This window comes from Nocardioides baekrokdamisoli (assembly GCF_003945325.1).
GTDB classification, from domain to species: Bacteria; Actinomycetota; Actinomycetes; order Propionibacteriales; family Nocardioidaceae; genus Nocardioides; species Nocardioides baekrokdamisoli.
The window spans coordinates 2,529,895-2,545,129 of record NZ_AP019307.1; the positions used below are offsets into that span (position 1 = coordinate 2,529,895).

General features: G+C 67.3%; 18 protein-coding genes. 16 read left to right on the forward strand and 2 right to left on the reverse strand.

Features of this window, described 5'->3' with window-relative positions; all coding sequences use genetic code 11:
• The first annotated feature begins 42 nt into the window (after positions 1 to 42).
• On the forward strand, positions 43 to 1,620 hold the full coding sequence (ffh, locus tag KCTC_RS12370; RefSeq protein ID WP_125569546.1) for a signal recognition particle protein: 1,578 nt from the start codon (positions 43 to 45) through the stop codon (positions 1,618 to 1,620).
• A 10-nt stretch (positions 1,621 to 1,630) separates the two neighbouring features.
• Complete coding sequence (locus KCTC_RS12375; RefSeq protein WP_125569547.1) at positions 1,631 to 2,005, forward strand: NYN domain-containing protein; 375 nt, start codon at positions 1,631 to 1,633, stop codon at positions 2,003 to 2,005.
• A 39-nt stretch (positions 2,006 to 2,044) separates the two neighbouring features.
• On the opposite strand, the gene KCTC_RS12380 is transcribed toward KCTC_RS12375, so the two are convergent.
• Positions 2,045 to 3,118, reverse strand: coding sequence for an amidohydrolase family protein (locus tag KCTC_RS12380; RefSeq protein WP_125569548.1), 1,074 nt, complete (start codon positions 3,116 to 3,118; stop codon positions 2,045 to 2,047).
• On the reverse strand, positions 3,115 to 3,930 hold the full coding sequence (locus KCTC_RS12385; protein ID WP_125569549.1) for a VanW family protein: 816 nt from the start codon (positions 3,928 to 3,930) through the stop codon (positions 3,115 to 3,117). The genes KCTC_RS12380 and KCTC_RS12385 overlap by 4 nt, the downstream gene beginning before the upstream one ends.
• Before the next feature lie 161 nt (positions 3,931 to 4,091).
• Between KCTC_RS12385 and rpsP the strand changes: the two genes are divergently transcribed.
• The 14 genes from rpsP to KCTC_RS12455 all read left to right on the forward strand — a co-directional run bounded on the left by rpsP (position 4,092) and on the right by KCTC_RS12455 (position 15,207).
• A complete protein-coding gene (rpsP, locus tag KCTC_RS12390; RefSeq protein WP_125569550.1) occupies positions 4,092 to 4,568 on the forward strand; it encodes a 30S ribosomal protein S16 in 477 nt (158 codons plus the stop codon).
• Positions 4,568 to 4,810: an RNA-binding protein gene (locus KCTC_RS12395; protein ID WP_125569551.1), complete on the forward strand. Its 243-nt coding sequence runs from the start codon at positions 4,568 to 4,570 to the stop codon at positions 4,808 to 4,810. The genes rpsP and KCTC_RS12395 overlap by 1 nt, the downstream gene beginning before the upstream one ends.
• 4 nt (positions 4,811 to 4,814) lie before the next feature.
• Positions 4,815 to 5,387: a ribosome maturation factor RimM gene (gene rimM, locus KCTC_RS12400; RefSeq protein ID WP_125569552.1), complete on the forward strand. Its 573-nt coding sequence runs from the start codon at positions 4,815 to 4,817 to the stop codon at positions 5,385 to 5,387.
• On the forward strand, positions 5,387 to 6,550 hold the full coding sequence (trmD, locus tag KCTC_RS12405; RefSeq protein WP_125569553.1) for a tRNA (guanosine(37)-N1)-methyltransferase TrmD: 1,164 nt from the start codon (positions 5,387 to 5,389) through the stop codon (positions 6,548 to 6,550). The genes rimM and trmD overlap by 1 nt, the downstream gene beginning before the upstream one ends.
• Positions 6,551 to 6,756: 206 nt before the next feature.
• Complete coding sequence (rplS, locus tag KCTC_RS12410) at positions 6,757 to 7,107, forward strand: 50S ribosomal protein L19 (protein WP_125569554.1); 351 nt, start codon at positions 6,757 to 6,759, stop codon at positions 7,105 to 7,107.
• A 72-nt stretch (positions 7,108 to 7,179) separates the two neighbouring features.
• A complete protein-coding gene (lepB, locus tag KCTC_RS12415; RefSeq protein ID WP_231998719.1) occupies positions 7,180 to 7,875 on the forward strand; it encodes a signal peptidase I in 696 nt (231 codons plus the stop codon).
• Complete coding sequence (locus KCTC_RS12420) at positions 7,872 to 8,546, forward strand: ribonuclease HII (protein WP_231998720.1); 675 nt, start codon at positions 7,872 to 7,874, stop codon at positions 8,544 to 8,546. The genes lepB and KCTC_RS12420 overlap by 4 nt, the downstream gene beginning before the upstream one ends.
• Positions 8,543 to 8,851, forward strand: coding sequence for a DUF2469 domain-containing protein (locus KCTC_RS12425; protein WP_125569556.1), 309 nt, complete (start codon positions 8,543 to 8,545; stop codon positions 8,849 to 8,851). Before KCTC_RS12420 ends, KCTC_RS12425 begins: the two co-directional genes overlap by 4 nt.
• A gap of 188 nt (positions 8,852 to 9,039) precedes the next feature.
• Positions 9,040 to 9,459 (forward strand): TadE/TadG family type IV pilus assembly protein, encoded by a 420-nt coding sequence (locus tag KCTC_RS12430; protein ID WP_164512589.1) that lies wholly within the window; start codon positions 9,040 to 9,042, stop codon positions 9,457 to 9,459.
• Positions 9,459 to 11,072, forward strand: coding sequence for a pilus assembly protein TadG-related protein (locus tag KCTC_RS12435; protein WP_125569558.1), 1,614 nt, complete (start codon positions 9,459 to 9,461; stop codon positions 11,070 to 11,072). Before KCTC_RS12430 ends, KCTC_RS12435 begins: the two co-directional genes overlap by 1 nt.
• A gap of 116 nt (positions 11,073 to 11,188) precedes the next feature.
• A complete protein-coding gene (locus KCTC_RS12440) occupies positions 11,189 to 11,554 on the forward strand; it encodes a YraN family protein (RefSeq protein WP_125569559.1) in 366 nt (121 codons plus the stop codon).
• Positions 11,554 to 13,131, forward strand: a complete 1,578-nt coding sequence (locus KCTC_RS12445) for a YifB family Mg chelatase-like AAA ATPase (RefSeq protein WP_125569560.1) — start codon at positions 11,554 to 11,556, stop codon at positions 13,129 to 13,131. The genes KCTC_RS12440 and KCTC_RS12445 overlap by 1 nt, the downstream gene beginning before the upstream one ends.
• Positions 13,128 to 14,261 carry a DNA-processing protein DprA gene (gene dprA / locus KCTC_RS12450; RefSeq protein ID WP_125569561.1) on the forward strand — a complete coding sequence of 378 codons (1,134 nt, stop codon included), beginning with the start codon at positions 13,128 to 13,130 and terminating at the stop codon, positions 14,259 to 14,261. The genes KCTC_RS12445 and dprA overlap by 4 nt, the downstream gene beginning before the upstream one ends.
• A 10-nt stretch (positions 14,262 to 14,271) precedes the next feature.
• Positions 14,272 to 15,207, forward strand: a complete 936-nt coding sequence (locus tag KCTC_RS12455) for a tyrosine recombinase XerC (RefSeq protein ID WP_231998722.1) — start codon at positions 14,272 to 14,274, stop codon at positions 15,205 to 15,207.
• The last annotated feature ends 28 nt before the right edge of the window (positions 15,208 to 15,235 follow it).

Below are 15,235 nucleotides of genomic sequence, written 5' to 3' on the forward strand. Positions count from 1 at the left end.
GGGGGCATGGAACCTCGCGCGCTCGTCTACCCTTGCCCCATCATGTTCGCCACCCTGTCTGATCGCCTCGCGGATACCTTCAAGAACCTCCGCGGCAAGGGCCGCCTCTCCGAAGCCGACATCGACGCCACCGCGCGGGAGATCCGGATCGCCCTGCTCGAGGCCGATGTCGCGCTGCCGGTCGTCCGTGAGTTCGTCGCTGCCGTCAAGGAGCGAGCCACGGGTGCCGAGGTCAGCCAGGCGCTGAACCCGGCACAGCAGATCGTCAAGATCGTCCACGAGGAGCTTGTGACGATCCTCGGCGGCGAGACCCGCCGGCTGCGGTACGCCAAGACCGGTCCGACGGTCATCATGCTGGCCGGTCTGCAGGGTGCGGGCAAGACGACCCTTGCCGCGAAGCTCGCGCTGTGGCTCAAGGAGCAGGGCAAGTCGCCGCTCCTCGTCGCGTGCGACCTCCAGCGCCCGAACGCGGTCAACCAGCTCCAGGTCAATGGTGGCCGCGTCGGCGTTCCGGTGTACGCCCCCGAGCCCGGCAATGCCGGGGGGATCGAGCACGGCGGCAACCCGGTGCAGGTGGCGCAGGCCTCGATCGAGGAAGCCAAGCGCAAGCTCCACGACGTCGTCATCATCGACACCGCCGGCCGTCTGGGCATCGATGCCGAGCTGATGCAGCAGGCAGCGGACATCCGCGCTGCGGTCCAGCCGGACGAGGTCCTGTTCGTCGTCGACGCGATGATCGGTCAGGACGCGGTCACGACCGCGCAGGCGTTCCTCGACGGCGTCGGCTTCGACGGCGTCGTGCTCACCAAGCTCGACGGTGACGCCCGCGGTGGCGCGGCGCTCTCCGTCCGCTCGATCACCGGCAAGCCCGTCATGTTCGCCTCCTCGGGCGAGAAGATGACCGACTTCGACCTGTTCCACCCGGACCGGATGGCCTCCCGCATCCTCGACATGGGCGACGTCATGACGCTCATCGAGCAGGCCGAGAAGGCCTTCGATGCCGACGAGGCCGCCAAGGCAGCCGCCAAGATGGGTGCCGGCCAGTTCACCCTGGACGACTTCCTCAAGCAGATGCAGCAGCTGCGCAAGCTCGGGTCGATGACCAAGCTGATGGGGATGCTGCCCGGCATGGGTCAGTTCCGCGACCAGCTCGAGAACTTCGATGAGCGCGAGATCGACCGCGTCCAGGCGATCATCCAGTCGATGACGCCGGCTGAGCGGGAGAACCCGAAGATCCTCAACGGATCCCGTCGCCTGCGCATCGCCAACGGCGCGGGCCGTACCGTCACCGACGTCAACTCGCTCGTCGACCGGTTCGGCGAGATGCAGAAGATGATGACCCAGATGATGTCTGGCGGCGGCATGCCGGGGATGCCCGGCATGCCCGGTGCGGGCTTCGGCAAGCGCGCCGGAGCCAAGCAGCAGGCACAGGTACGCAAGGGCAAGGGTGCCCGGAAGTCCGGCAACCCGGCCAAGGCCGCTCAGGAAGCGCAGGAGGCGGCAGCCGTAGCCGCGGCGCGGCCCGCGGCGAACCCGTTCGGCGTCGGCGCCGAGATCGACTACGAGGCAGCTGCGGCGGAGTTGAAGCTGCCGAAGGACTTCAGCCAGTTTCTGAAATGATCAGCCTCACGTGAGGATCCTGATCGTCGACTGCGCCAACGTGGTCGGTGCGCGCCCGGACGGGTGGTGGAAGGACCGCGCCGCTGCTGCGTCGAAGTTGTACGACGCGGTCGCAGCCGCTGACCTGGACGATGACGAGATCGTTCTCGTGTACGAAGGTGCAGCGAAGAGCGGGGTGCCAGCCGTTCGATCGCCGGGGTTGCGCGTCGTACACGCACCGAAGGATGGCGACTCGACGATCGTGGCCGAAGCCCGCCGGGGGTACGAGGGTGGTCATCGAGTCCGTGTCGTCACGGCCGATCGAGCGCTGTCCGCCAACGTGGCGGCCTACGCGGACACGGTGAGCCCGACGTGGCTCCTCCACCAGGTGTCTCCGACTCCTTGATGTGTTCTCGCGACGTACCTGACACGTCGCGAGAACACATCAACCGACGCGCGTGCCCCTCAGCACCACCGCGGCTGGCGTCGCGAGGACCGAGAGGTCGTCCAGTGGGTTCCGGTCATAGACGACGAAGTCCGCAGGGGCGCCCTCGGTGAGTGTCGGGTTGAACCCGAGCCACTCGCGAGCACGCCATGACGCGGCGCCCAGTGCGTACTCGGCGGACATGCCGACGGCGTGCATCGCGGCGACCTCGAGATGGAGGGTGCCGTGGCCGCGCTGGTTCGCGCCGTCGGACCCGGCGTACAGCGGCACGCCAGCCTCGTACGCGCTCATCACGGCCTCACGGCGACCTTCGTACAGGCTCGTCATGGTGGTCGCGTACGCCGGGAACTTGGCACCGGCCGCGGAAGCCAACGACGGGAACAGTCCGATCTGGGCGACGGTCGGGACCAGCGAGGTGCCGTGGGAGACCATGAGGTCGACGAGGTCGGGGGTCAGTCCGGTCCCGTGTTCGATGCAGTCGATGCCGGCAGCGATCAGACCGGGGAGTACGTCGGTGCCGAAGCAGTGCGCCGTGACCTTCGCACCCAAGTCGTGGGCAGCCGTGATCGCCGCTGCGAAGTCGGACGCGTCCCAGGACGGTTTGAGATCCCCGGCATCGCGGTCGATCCAGTCACCGACCAGTTTGACCCAGCCGTCGCCGCGCACGGCCTGGGTACGCACCGCGGCGACCAGGTCCTCGGGCCCGACCTCATCGGCATACCCGCGCATGTATCTGTTGGTTCGCGCGATGTGTCGTCCCGCTCGGATCACGTGGGGGAGATCGCTGCGGTCATCGATCCATCGGGTGTCGCTCGCCGACCCGCAGTCGCGAAGGACCAGGGCGCCGCCGTCGCGGTCCTTGATGGCCTGCACCTCTGCTTCATCCGCAGGGATGGCTCCGTGCGGTCCGAGGCCGATGTGGCAGTGAGCGTCCACGAGTCCGGGCACGATCCATCCGCGGGTCTGGGTCTCCGCACCGGGCTGAGGAACGTAGGTGATCCGCCCGCCGACGACGTACAGATCTCGGGCCTCGCCCTCAGGAAGGATCACTCCTGAGTAGCGCTGAACGCTCAACCGACGCCGCCGGCCAGACGCTCGGGCGCTACGTCGTAGGCGACTCTTGCCCGATTCCGCCGCACCAACTCCTCGACCGGACCGTCCGCGGACTCCCTCGTACGCCACAACTCGTTGCTCCTCATGACCTCGGAGCCTTCCAGTTCGAAGCGCTCGTCACGAGCCTCGACATGCCAGATCGGCTGCGCGGCAGCAGAGCGCAGTTCGCCGCGGAGATCGGACTCGTCCACCGTCACGAGGAACTGGAAGTCGTCCGACGTGTCGTTGCGGATCACCAGATCGAGGTAGTTGTAGACGATCGTGCATCCGGATCCCCAGGGCACGCGCCTCTCGTTGTCCGGGAACAGATCGACGTCGTGTTCGGTGCGCTCGACGACGGTCAGGTCCGAGTGCAGCGCCAACCAGTGGAGCACGTTCGCGAGCTGGCACAGGCCGCCGCCGACTCCCGCTTCGGGCGCGCCGCGAGCGATCCGCATTCCCTCGACGAAGCCTCGCCGCGCGGTCGCGTCACCGACCAGCCGATTGAACGACATGCTCTCTCCGGGGCGGATCACGACACCGTTGACCGATGTGGCGGCAAGCCGAAGGTTGATGACCTTGCCGTGCTGCAACGGCATCTCGGCAGGGCTGAGCTCGCGCAGAAGAGGGGATGCGTGAGTGCGCACGACGTGCCCGAGCACCGGAACATCGCGCACCGCAGCCCATCGCACCCGACCGGTGACGCCGTGCAGCCACCAGAGCAGCGAGCGTCGAGTCCGGTGCACGCGCATTGCAAAGGGCAGGATCCACGGCCACCGCGAGGAAGGACTCATGACGGTCAATTTCCCCGGAAACGTCTTGCTCTGGCAAGATCAGACGCTGAACCTGTGCGTTCGGCCCTCTCACCGATCGCGCAGTGTCCACCCGAGTTTCCGCGTCGGTGTTTCCCCACCAGCGCGTGGCTTCTCACCCGTACACACATTCAAGGAACCACGTGTCCGTCAAGATTCGTCTCAAGCGCCTGGGCAAGATCCGGGTACCGCAGTACCGCATCGTCGTGGTCGACTCGCGCACCAAGCGCGACGGCCGCGTCATCGAGGAGATCGGGCTCTACCGCCCGAAGGAGGAGCCCTCCTTCATCCAGGTGAACTCCGAGCGCGCTCAGCACTGGCTCAAGGTCGGCGCCCAGCCGTCCGACCCGGTGGCCGCGATCCTCAAGGTGACCGGTGACTGGCAGAAGTTCAAGGGCATCGACGGTCAGGAAGGCACCCTCCGGTTCGCCGCTCCGAAGGCCGACAAGCTCGAGACCTTCAACCGTCTTCTCGCCGAGGCTCACGCCGAGCCGACCGCCGAGGCCGTGACCAAGTCTTCGAAGAAGAAGGCTGCTCCGGTCGAGGAGGCTCCGGTTGAGGCCGTTGCCGAGGTTCCGGCCGACGAGGCCGCCGCGGACGAGACCCCGGCCGAGGCCTGATGCTCGCCGAGGCGCTCGAGCACCTTGTCCGCGGGGTCGTTGACCACCCGGACGACGTGACCGTACGCGACAAGCAGCTGCGTCACGGCTCGATCCTCGAGGTGCGCGTGCACCCCGAGGACCTGGGCAAGGTGATCGGTCGCGGAGGTCGTACGGCCACCGCGTTCCGTACGGTCATCTCGGCCCTGGCCGGCAAGAAGGGCGCGCGCGTCGACTTCGTCGACGTCGACAAGCGTCGCTGATTGCATGACCTCCACGGTCGAAGTTCTGGTCGGACGGATCGGCAAGCCCCACGGCATCAAGGGGTACGTGACGATCGACGTCCGCACGGACGAACCCGAACGACGCTTTGCGGCGGGGCAGTCTCTGATGACTGCCCCGCCGTCTGGCGTCTCCAGGGGTCCCGAAGGCGCGCCCGCGTGGAAGGCGCCGAAGACCCTCACCGTCGTCGATGTGCGGTGGCACCAGGGCGTGCTGCACGTCCTGTTCGACGGCTACAGCAACCGCAACGAAGCTGAGGCGCTGCGCGGCACGCTCCTGCGCGTCAACCTGACCGACGCGGACGTCCCGGAGGACCCGGACGAGTTCTACGACCACCAGCTCATCGGGCTGAGTGCGTACGACCTCGACGGGACGCACCTCGGAGAGGTCGTCAACGTGTCCCACGGCTCCGCCCAGGACCTGCTGATCATCAAGACGTCGGATGGTCGCGAGGCGCTGGTCCCGTTCGTCACGGCGCTGGTCCCGACCGTGGATCTGACCGAGAAGCGGGTCGTCATCGCGGATCGCCCGGGCCTGGTCACTCCGCTGGACGACTGATGAAGCTCGACTACCTGACGATCTTCCCGGAGTACCTCGCGCCTCTGCAGTTGAGCCTCCCGGGCAAGGCGATCGAGTCGGGGCTGCTGGAGATCGCCGTCCACGACATCCGTCAGTGGGCCCACGACCGCCACAACACCGTCGATGACACCCCGTACGGCGGGGGAGCCGGGATGGTGATGAAGCCGGAGCCGTTCGGTGAGGCTTTCGATGAGCTGGCCATCGCCGGCGCGACCGTGGTCGTGCCCACGCCCAGCGGGCGGCCGTTCACCCAGGCCGATGCCGAGGACCTGGCGACGAAGGATCGCCTCGTCTTCCTGTGCGGTCGGTACGAGGGCATCGACCAGCGTGTCCTGGACCATGCCGCTTCCATCGCTGACGTGCGTGAGTTGAGCCTGGGCGACTACGTCCTCAACGGCGGAGAGGTCGCTGCTCTGGCGATCACCGAGGCGGTCGTACGCCTGATCCCGGGCTTCATGGGCAACGCCGAATCCCTGGTCGAGGAGAGCCACCAGGACGGCCTGCTCGAATACCCCAGCTACACCAAGCCGCAGACGTGGCGCGGTCACGAGGTGCCCGAGATCCTGCGGTCGGGCAACCACGGTGCGATCGCAGCCTGGCGTCTCGAGCAGAGGCGCGTACGCACTGCGGAGCGGCGCCCCGATCTGCTGTCGGTCAGCGAGCTGGCCTCATCTGAGTCGCTTCGACCGGAGCGCGCAGTGCCCGCGGATGCTGCGGAGCTGTTGGTCCTCACCCGGTCCTGTTGGGTCAACGAGGCGCTTGCGAACCAGACTCTGGACCTCCCGCACTTCCACGAGACCGTCGAGGAGCTGCGCGACTCGTTCATCGAGTGGGAGACGTGGGTGTGCCGCGAAGGTGGCCGGATCGTCGCCTCGGTCCGCGGTCGGCAGATCGGTGAGGACTGGCACATCGGTCGCGTGATGGTCGCGGTCGGTCTCGAGAGTCGCGGACTCGGTCGGGCCCTGCTCGGTTTCATCGAGTCACGCGCACCCGACGGGGTCGGCGCGTACGAGCTGTTCACGGGTTCCCGGAACAAGCGCAACCAACGCTTCTACACCAAGTCGGGATATCGGATCGTGTCGGGCGACTCGCCCCCGGGAACCGTACGGCTGCGGAAGCCGCGACAGCGGAATTCGGTCTGACCGACGTCGGTGTGACAAAATCGTCCGGTCCCGCTGGTCAAGGATCGCCTCGAAGCAGTTCACATCAGAACCTGCCTCGAAGGATCTGCGCCGGACACCCGCCACAGGGGGTGCCGACGCGTCGACCATCACGTGGGACACCGGGTTCATCTCTGGGCTCTGCCCACAACTACCGCGGCTGACCTGTGGCGATCGCGAGGAGCAACATGACGAACATCGTCGCCGAAATCGGCAACGCTGCGAAGCGCACCGACGTCCCGGCCTTCCGTGCCGGTGACACCATCAAGGTCCACGTCAAGGTCATCGAAGGTTCGCGCTCGCGTGTCCAGGTCTTCCAGGGCGTCGTGATCCGGATCTCGGGTTCGGGCGTCGGTCGTACCTTCACCGTCCGCAAGGTCTCGTTCGGCGTCGGCGTGGAGCGTACGTTCCCGCTGCACAGCCCGATCTTCGAGCAGATCGAGGTCGTCACCCGTGGTGACGTCCGTCGCGCGAAGCTCTACTACCTGCGCAACCTGCGCGGCAAGAAGGCCAAAATTAAGGAGCGGCGAGAGGACTGATCGAGCTCGCTCGACTCAGTCCCGAGCGCGACTTAATTGGCGGCGCGAAGCGCCGCCCGATCAAGGAGCATCGTGTCTTTCCGACGACGGCTGTCTGCCCGCCAGGAGATCCTCCTGGTCGTGGCGGCAGCCGTCGTCGTGTTTGCGCTGGTGCAGACGTTCTTCGCGCAGCAGTTCTACGTGCCGTCCGGATCGATGGAGCCGACACTGCACGTCAATGACCGGATCCTCGTGGACAAGACCTCCACCTGGTCGGGGTCACCCATACGCGGGGATGTCGTGGTCTTCTCTGATCCCGGTGGCTGGGATGACCGCGCGGCCAACCCCGGTGGCATCAACGGTGTCCTCTCCGCCATCGGTCTCTACCCGTCCGACAACCACATCGTGAAGCGGGTCATCGGCATCGCCGGCGACACGATCACCTGCTGCAACCCCCAGGGCCAGCTCAGCGTTAACGGTCACGCGCTCGACGAGCACACGTACGCGGTGCCGGGCGTCTGGGACGGCAAGACCTGCTACGGGCCGATGATCCCCAATTGCCGGTGGTCGGCCGGACCTGTGCCGCCCGGATACCTCTTCGTCATGGGGGACAACCGGGCTCATTCGGCTGACTCCACGGTGCATCTGTGCACGGCAGCGGAGACCGACTGCCACGACGTGCCCTGGGTGCCGGTGGACAACGTGGTCGGCCGGGTCTTCGCGATCATCTGGCCGGTCGGCCGCTGGACTTGGCTGTCACGACCTGCCGCCTTCGGGGAGATCTCGTGACTGCCCCCACGCTGCGCTACGAACGCGAACTTCTGCGCACCGGCGCGACGCTGCTCGGTTGCGTCGACGAGGTCGGACGCGGAGCGCTGTCGGGTCCGGTCACGCTCGGCGTGGTCGTTCTCTCCGCGGCGACGAAGTCGGCGCCCCAGGGCGTACGCGACTCGAAACTGTTGTCTGCGCCGATGCGCGAGCGGCTCGCACCGAAGATCCGACGGTGGGCCTTGGACCATGCGGTCGGACACGCCTCGGCCGAGGAGATCGACGAGTACGGGTTGATGGCGGCGATGCGGATCGCTGGTCGGCGCGCGTTGTCGCAGCTCACGCACCTGCCAGACCTGTTGTTGCTGGACGGCAACCACGACTACCTCAGCCCGCCCGTGCAGGAGGCGCTCTTCGGCGATCCTGACATCGACCTCGTGCCCCCGGTGGTGACGCGGATCAAGGCCGACATGCGGTGTTCCGGTGTCGCTGCCGCGAGTGTGCTGGCCAAGACGACTCGCGACGCGATCATGCTCGAACTCGACACCGAGCACCCGGAGTTCTGCTGGGCGGACAACAAGGGCTACTCGGCGCCGGCGCACATGGACGCGCTCGTCCGGCTGGGTCCGACGCGACATCACCGTCGCTCCTGGTCTCTTCCGGGGCTGGAGTCACTAGGCTCCACTCCATGAGTGCCGAGGACCTCGAGAAGTACGAGACCGAGATGGAGCTCACGCTCTACCGCGAGTACCGCGACGTTGTCGGCATCTTCAAATATGTGGTCGAGACCGATCGCCGCTTCTACCTGTGCAATCAGGTCGACGTGAAGGCGCGTACGGAGTCGGGCGACGTCTTCTTCGAGGTCACCATGAACGACGCCTGGGTGTGGGACATGTACCGCCCCGCGCGCTTCGCCAAGGCGGTCAAGGTGCTGACGTTCAAGGACGTCAACGTGGAGACGTTGGCGCCGACCGACCTCAATCCGGCGATCGACTAGTACGAAACTCGTACGTCCCTGGTCCCAAGCGACTAGGTCGATCGACCATCGGGGAGGGTCCACCGGATCCTGATCCCTCATAGCGTCGTCTCCAGCGGCCGGCCACCACCAGTTGGGCGCGCGTGGGGAGGCATGAGGCGATGAGTCGACGATTCCGAAGGACTGTGGCGTCCCACGATGAGCGCGGCGTGGCTGCTGTCGAGTTCGCGCTGCTGCTCATCCCGCTGCTCGTCATCATCTGGGGGATGATCAGCTACGGCATCATGTTCACCTATCGGCAGGCGCTGTCGCAGGCCGCCGGCGAGGGCGCCCGGGCTGCGGTTGCCGCACCCTCGACCTCGACCTGGACAGCTGCGTCGGCGGCGGTCAACAACGCGCTGGGGTCCTACAGCCAGGCGTGCGGCACCAGCAGTGGCACCCAGAGCACCTCGTACCTCACCTGCACCGTCTCGGCGGCGGCCACCTGCGCCAATGACGCGAGCCACACCTGCGTCACGGTGACCCTGACGTATCCGTACCGGACGAACCCGCTGATCCCGAACATCCCCGGTCTGGGCATCATCGTGCCGTCCACACTCACATTCGTCTCGACGGTCGAGGTCAGTTGATGGGCTGGCTGCGGGGCCGGACCTGGCAGCAGCGGGAGCGCGGTGCGACTGCCGTCATCGTTGCGCTCACGATCACGTTCGTGGCGATCCCCACGGCCGCGCTGTCGATCGATCTCGGCGTGCAGCGGATTGCTCGCAAGGATGCCCAGACGGTGGCCGACACGGCCGCTCTCGACGCCGCGCGGGCGCTGGCAACGAACAGTGGGCTGACCAACTCGGCGGCGACGACCGTCGCCCAGAACTCCTCAGCCCGGAGCACCGTGATCGCAGGCTCCTCGGCGGCCGGGACCACCGTGACGGCTGTCGTCGGCACCGTGGGTTCCACCTTCGTCTCCGACCACAACCTGGGCTGCGGGTCGAGCTCCTCGAACTCCTATTTCACCGCTGGCGGTTCGTCCCCGAACGCCGTTCTGGTAGTCGTACGCGCCACCGTCGACCGCTTCTTCGCCCAGGCGGTCGGGGCCGGTTCCGGCTCGGTGTGCCGGTCGGCCATCGCGAAGGCTCTACCTGCCAACCAGTGCTACTCGGTGGGGTCGTTCGCCCTCGGCGTCGACACCAACAACTCGATCATCGGCCCGTTGCTCTCCAAGCTCGGGATCAGTGCCGCCGCGACCGCGTTGTCGTCTGCCGGGATCGTGAACACCAGCGTGTCGCTCACTGCGATCGCGACCCAGTTGGGGGTGGGCACGCCTTCAGCGTTGCTGACGCAGAGCACGACCATCGGCCAGTTCGTGGCGGCAGCGATCACGGTCATGACCCAGAACGGCAACACCGCCAGCGTCACTGCGCTGCAGGCACTCCAGGCCAACATCGGCGCGCTGGCCAGTCAGCCGCTGCAGATCGGCAGGCTGGTCAACCTCGGCACCGGTTTCGGCAGCGCCGCTGACGCGAACGTCAACCTCGGGACGTTGCTGGACGGGTCGCTGATCCTCGCCAATGGCAGCAATGCGCTCAGGATCCCGGGTCTGGACATCAACGTGCCGGGCATCGGCGCCATCCAGGCGTCCGCCACGGTGATCACTCCGCCGGTGCAGGGGTGCAACGGGGCGAACGCGACGTCCTCCCAGGTGTCCATCGAGCTTGCCGCGCAGCCCAGCGGATCCCTGGGCAGCGTGCTCCTCGGCGGGTACGCGACCAAACTCGACGTGATCGTCACCTTGGCGAACGCCACGGCGTCCAGCGACACGACCGCGGCCTGTTCGCCGTCGACGATGAAGATCAACGTCACGAACCAGACGCTCGCGAACATCAGGATCAAGGCTCACGTCTCCAACGTGCTCGGCCTGATCCAGGGGGATGTCGACACCGGTGCGCCGGGCGCCGGAACGACAGGTTCCTACACCCTCCAGTTGCCAGCGAACTACACCACGGCTTTGCAGACGTCCTCGGGCACGCTCGGGATCGACCTGACCAACGCGCAGACGCAGTTGACTCTGCTGGGCCTGGTCAGCATCAACCTGGGGAACCTGCTGGCGCCGCTCACCAATCAACTCAACACCCTGCTCAGCGGCACCTTGGCGACCGTCCTCGGCGCTGCGGGCACGACGTACGCGGGTGCCAGTCTGCTCGCCATCCCGACGGCCTCATGTGGAGGATCCTCCCTGGCCGAATAGCCAGCCTGTCTCCACAGTGGCATCCGTCTCCTCGGTTTCCCACAGGTGGTTCCGGACTGATCCTGAAGGGTCGGCGGTCTCACGGATGCTCAACGCATCTGGAGATCGGAGGCGGCATGGTGGGGCTACGCAATCAGGCGGTAGGAGCCTATGGCGAGCGGGTGGCGGCGAGGTATCTCGCCGACCTCGGGATGTCTGTGCTCGAGCGCAACTGGCGGTGCTCCGAGGGCGAACTCGACCTGGTGATGCGCGACGGCGACGTCCTGGTCGCCTGCGAGGTGAAGACCCGGTCCACGGAGACGTACGGCTCACCGCATGAGGCGGTCGCGGCCGACAAGCTCGATCGGCTCCAGCGCCTCGCGGTCCGATGGGCTGCTGAGCGTCTGGGCAACCCGCCGCCTGCGATCAGGATCGATCTGGTGGCTGTGCTCGCACGTGGCCACGGAGCCGCCCAGGTCGAGCACGTACGAGGACTTCTCTGATGGCGTACGGACTGGCCCACACCGTGTCGCTGCGCGGCGCCGTCGGGCACCTCATCGACGTCCAGGCTGATGTCTCGCCCGGGCAGGTGGGCCTCACGATCGTGGGACGCGTCGACTCTGCGGTGTCGGAGGGCCGGGATCGCGTACGGATGGCGATCATCAACAGCGGCATCGAATGGCCCGCGACGAAGCGGATGACCGTGCTGTTCTCTCCGGCGGACCTGCCCAAGACGGGCACCCACCACGATCTCGCCCTTGCCTGCTCGATCCTGGCCGCCAACCAATACCTGCCAGATGCCGAGTTGGACGACCTCCTCCTGATCGGGGAACTGGCGCTCGACGGCGGCGTACGCGCTGTCGCCGGCGCGCTCCCGATGGTGTTGGCGGCGGCGCAGCGAGGGATCACCCGGGTGATGCTGCCCGAGACCCAGGTGGCGGAGGCGTCCCTGTTGCCGGGGATCGACGTCATCGGTGTGCGCTCGCTGGCTCAGGTCGTCGCCATGCTCCGCGGCGAGGAGGTGCCATGGGCGCCACCGGTCCCGCAGTCGTCCGGCGGGACCCTGCTCTCATGGCGGGGGGAGGACCGGCTCGACGAGGTCGACATGTCGGACCTGATCGGCCTGCGTGAGGCCAAGTACGCCGCGGAGGTGGCTGCCGCCGGAGGCCATCACCTCGGATTCTCGGGACCTAAGGGATGCGGCAAGACGTCCCTGGCGGAACGGATCCCGTCCATCCTTCCTGATCTCGATCCGGAGGTGTCCGTCGAACTGACAGCCCTGCAGTCTCTTGCCGGGCTCCTCGATCCGGCCCGTGGATTGACGCTGCGCCCTCCGTATTCGGCGCCTCATCACGACTGCTCGAAGCCGAGTCTCGTCGGAGGAGGGACCGGTCGTGTCCGTCCCGGTCTGCTGTCCCTCACCCACGGCGGCGTCATCCTCCTCGACGAGTTCCCCTTGTTCCGCACGGATGTGATCGATGCGCTCCGGCAACCGTTGGAGAGCGGTGAAGTGACCGTTGCCCGCGGGGATGAGTCCGTGACCCTTCCGGCCCGGAGCATCGTCGTGATGGCATCCAATCCGTGCCCGTGCGGCAACAAGGGCCTGGCGAACGGTGACTGCCGGTGCCGTTCTACCGAGCTGCGTGACTACGAACGCCGGATCCGCGGACCCCTCCTCGACCGCGTGGACATCACGGTGAGGCTCAATCCGGCGATGGTCGCCGATGCTGCGCTCGCGCCGCTGGAGACGAGCGCGGAGATTCGTCAGCGGGTGGAGGCCGCGCGGCAACGCCAGTCTGAGCGATACCGCGGTTTCGACTGGCGACTCAACGCGCACGTACCAGGGGTGATGTTGCGGAAGAGGTGGCCGCTCCCGTACGAGGCCCAGCGCGAGATCGATCAAGCGATCATGGGCAGCCACCTGAGCCGACGCGGCGGCGTCCGGGTGCATCGGCTGGCGTGGACGGTTGCGGACCTCGCCGAGGTCGATCAGCCGGGGCTGCAGGAGGTTCAGGTCGCCCTGCGCCTGCGTCGTGGTGACTCCCTGCCGGAGCATGCGCTGTCGAGGAGGGCAGGGTGAGCCCGGATCGCCTGGCCCGTGTCGCGTTGTCGAAGGTGTTCGAGCCCGGCGATCTCCGGCTACCCGCTCTGCTGGCTCACTACGGGGCCGCCGACATCGTGTCGCGCCTGGTTGCCGGGAACGACCCCAGGCTGCACGAGGCTTCCGCGGATGTCGGGAGCCGCCTGGCGTCCGTGAACGCGGCCGCCGACCTGGAACGCGCGGCACAGGCTGGCATCCGGTTCGTCACTCCGGAGGACGATGAGTGGCCCGCTGGGCTGGACGATCTCGACCACATCGAGCCTGTTCAGGAGATGGTGGGCGCTCCAGTCGGACTGTGGGTCCGGGGACCGGCTCGCCTCGGCCGACTGACGCAGTCGGTGGCTGTCGTCGGTGCCCGAGATGCCACCACGTACGGCTGCAACGTGGCAGCGCAGATCGCCGGCGAGTTGGTCGTCGCGGACCGGCCGGTCGTTTCTGGTGCCGCATTCGGCATCGATCGGGCTGCTCATCTCGGTGCGCTCTCGATGCGCGGGACGACCGTGGCGGTGCTGGCATGCGGAGTCGACGTGGCCTATCCGGTCGCCCACGGAAGCATGCTCGACGACATCGCCCGGACGGGTGCCGTCGTGTCCGAACTGCCCCCCGGTCAGACCGTGAAACGCCAACGTTTCCTGTCCCGCAACCGACTCATCGCGGCTTTCTCCGAAGGAGTGGTCGTGGTCGAGGCCGCGATTCGCAGCGGGGCGCTCAACACCGCGACCTGGGCCGATCGGCTGAGCCGACCCGTGATGGCAGTGCCCGGGCCGATCACCTCTGCGCAGTCGCAAGGGGCTCATGAACTGATCAGGCGAGGCGGCCTGCTCGTCACGCGTGGCGCGGAGGTGCTTGAGGCCTCCGCACCGATGGGAAGTCACGCGGTCGCCGACCGGAGGGCGGAGGTGCTGCCGCGCGATCGACTGACCCGCCGTGCGAAGCAGGTGATCGACGCGCTCGAGGTGGACCGGGCCATGACCCTGGAGGAGGTATCGGCCGCAGCTGCGGTCTCGCCGTTGGATGTCGCTGCGGTCCTCCAGCGTGCCGAGGTACGCGGCCTCGTGGCCCAAGACTGTGGCCGTTGGGTGCTCACCTCGCTGGCGCTCCGGACGTAGTGTGACTCCTGTGACTGATGAGGCAGGTCTGCTTCCTGAGGCGTTCGCGCGCCTTCTGGGAGACTATGAACGCCATCTGACGTTCGAGCGCAACATGTCCGACCACAGTGTGCGGGCATACATCGGGGACGTCGCCAGCCTCTTCGAGCACGCGACCCGCTTCGGCGCCACCGACCCGTCGGACATTGATCTGCGGCTGCTGCGGAGTTGGCTGGCCAAGCAACAGACGATGGGACGGGCGCGTACGACCATCGCTCGACGATCGACGGCTGCGCGGACCTTCACCGGCTGGCTCCATCGGACCGGGCGCGTCGCGACCGATCCGGGCGCGTTGCTTGCCTCGCCGAAGGCTCATCGGGTCCTGCCCCCGGTCCTGCGAGCGGACGAAGCAGAGGCGATGGTCGCGGCCGTGGAGCTCGATCCGGACACCGATGATGCGGCAACGCTCAGGGACGCGGCGATCCTCGAGATTCTCTACGCGACTGGCATCCGCGTCAGCGAACTCGTCGGGCTCGACCTGAGAGCGATCGACATGGGTCGCCGGACCCTGCGGGTCCTCGGCAAGGGCGGCAAGGAGCGTACGGTCCCGTTCGGCGGTCCTGCCTCCAAAGCTCTGGACCGGTGGCTCGAGCGTGGTCGGCCGACGTTCCGGAGCCCAGATGCGCCGACGTTGGCTGTGTTCCTGGGGTCTCGCGGCAACCGGATCGACCCTCGGGTCGTACGCCGGGTGGTCAACGATCGGACGGCAGCCGTTCCGGGCGCCCCTCGGCTGAGCCCCCACGGTCTTCGGCACACGGCGGCCACGCACCTGTTGGAGGGCGGGGCCGATCTCAGATCGGTCCAGGAGCTGCTCGGGCACTCTTCGCTCTCCACCACCCAGCTCTACACGCACATCAGTTCTGACCGACTACGGCAGGCTTACAAGCAGGCTCACCCGCGCGCATAGCCACGGTGGCCCCCAACCGGCCAGCCGA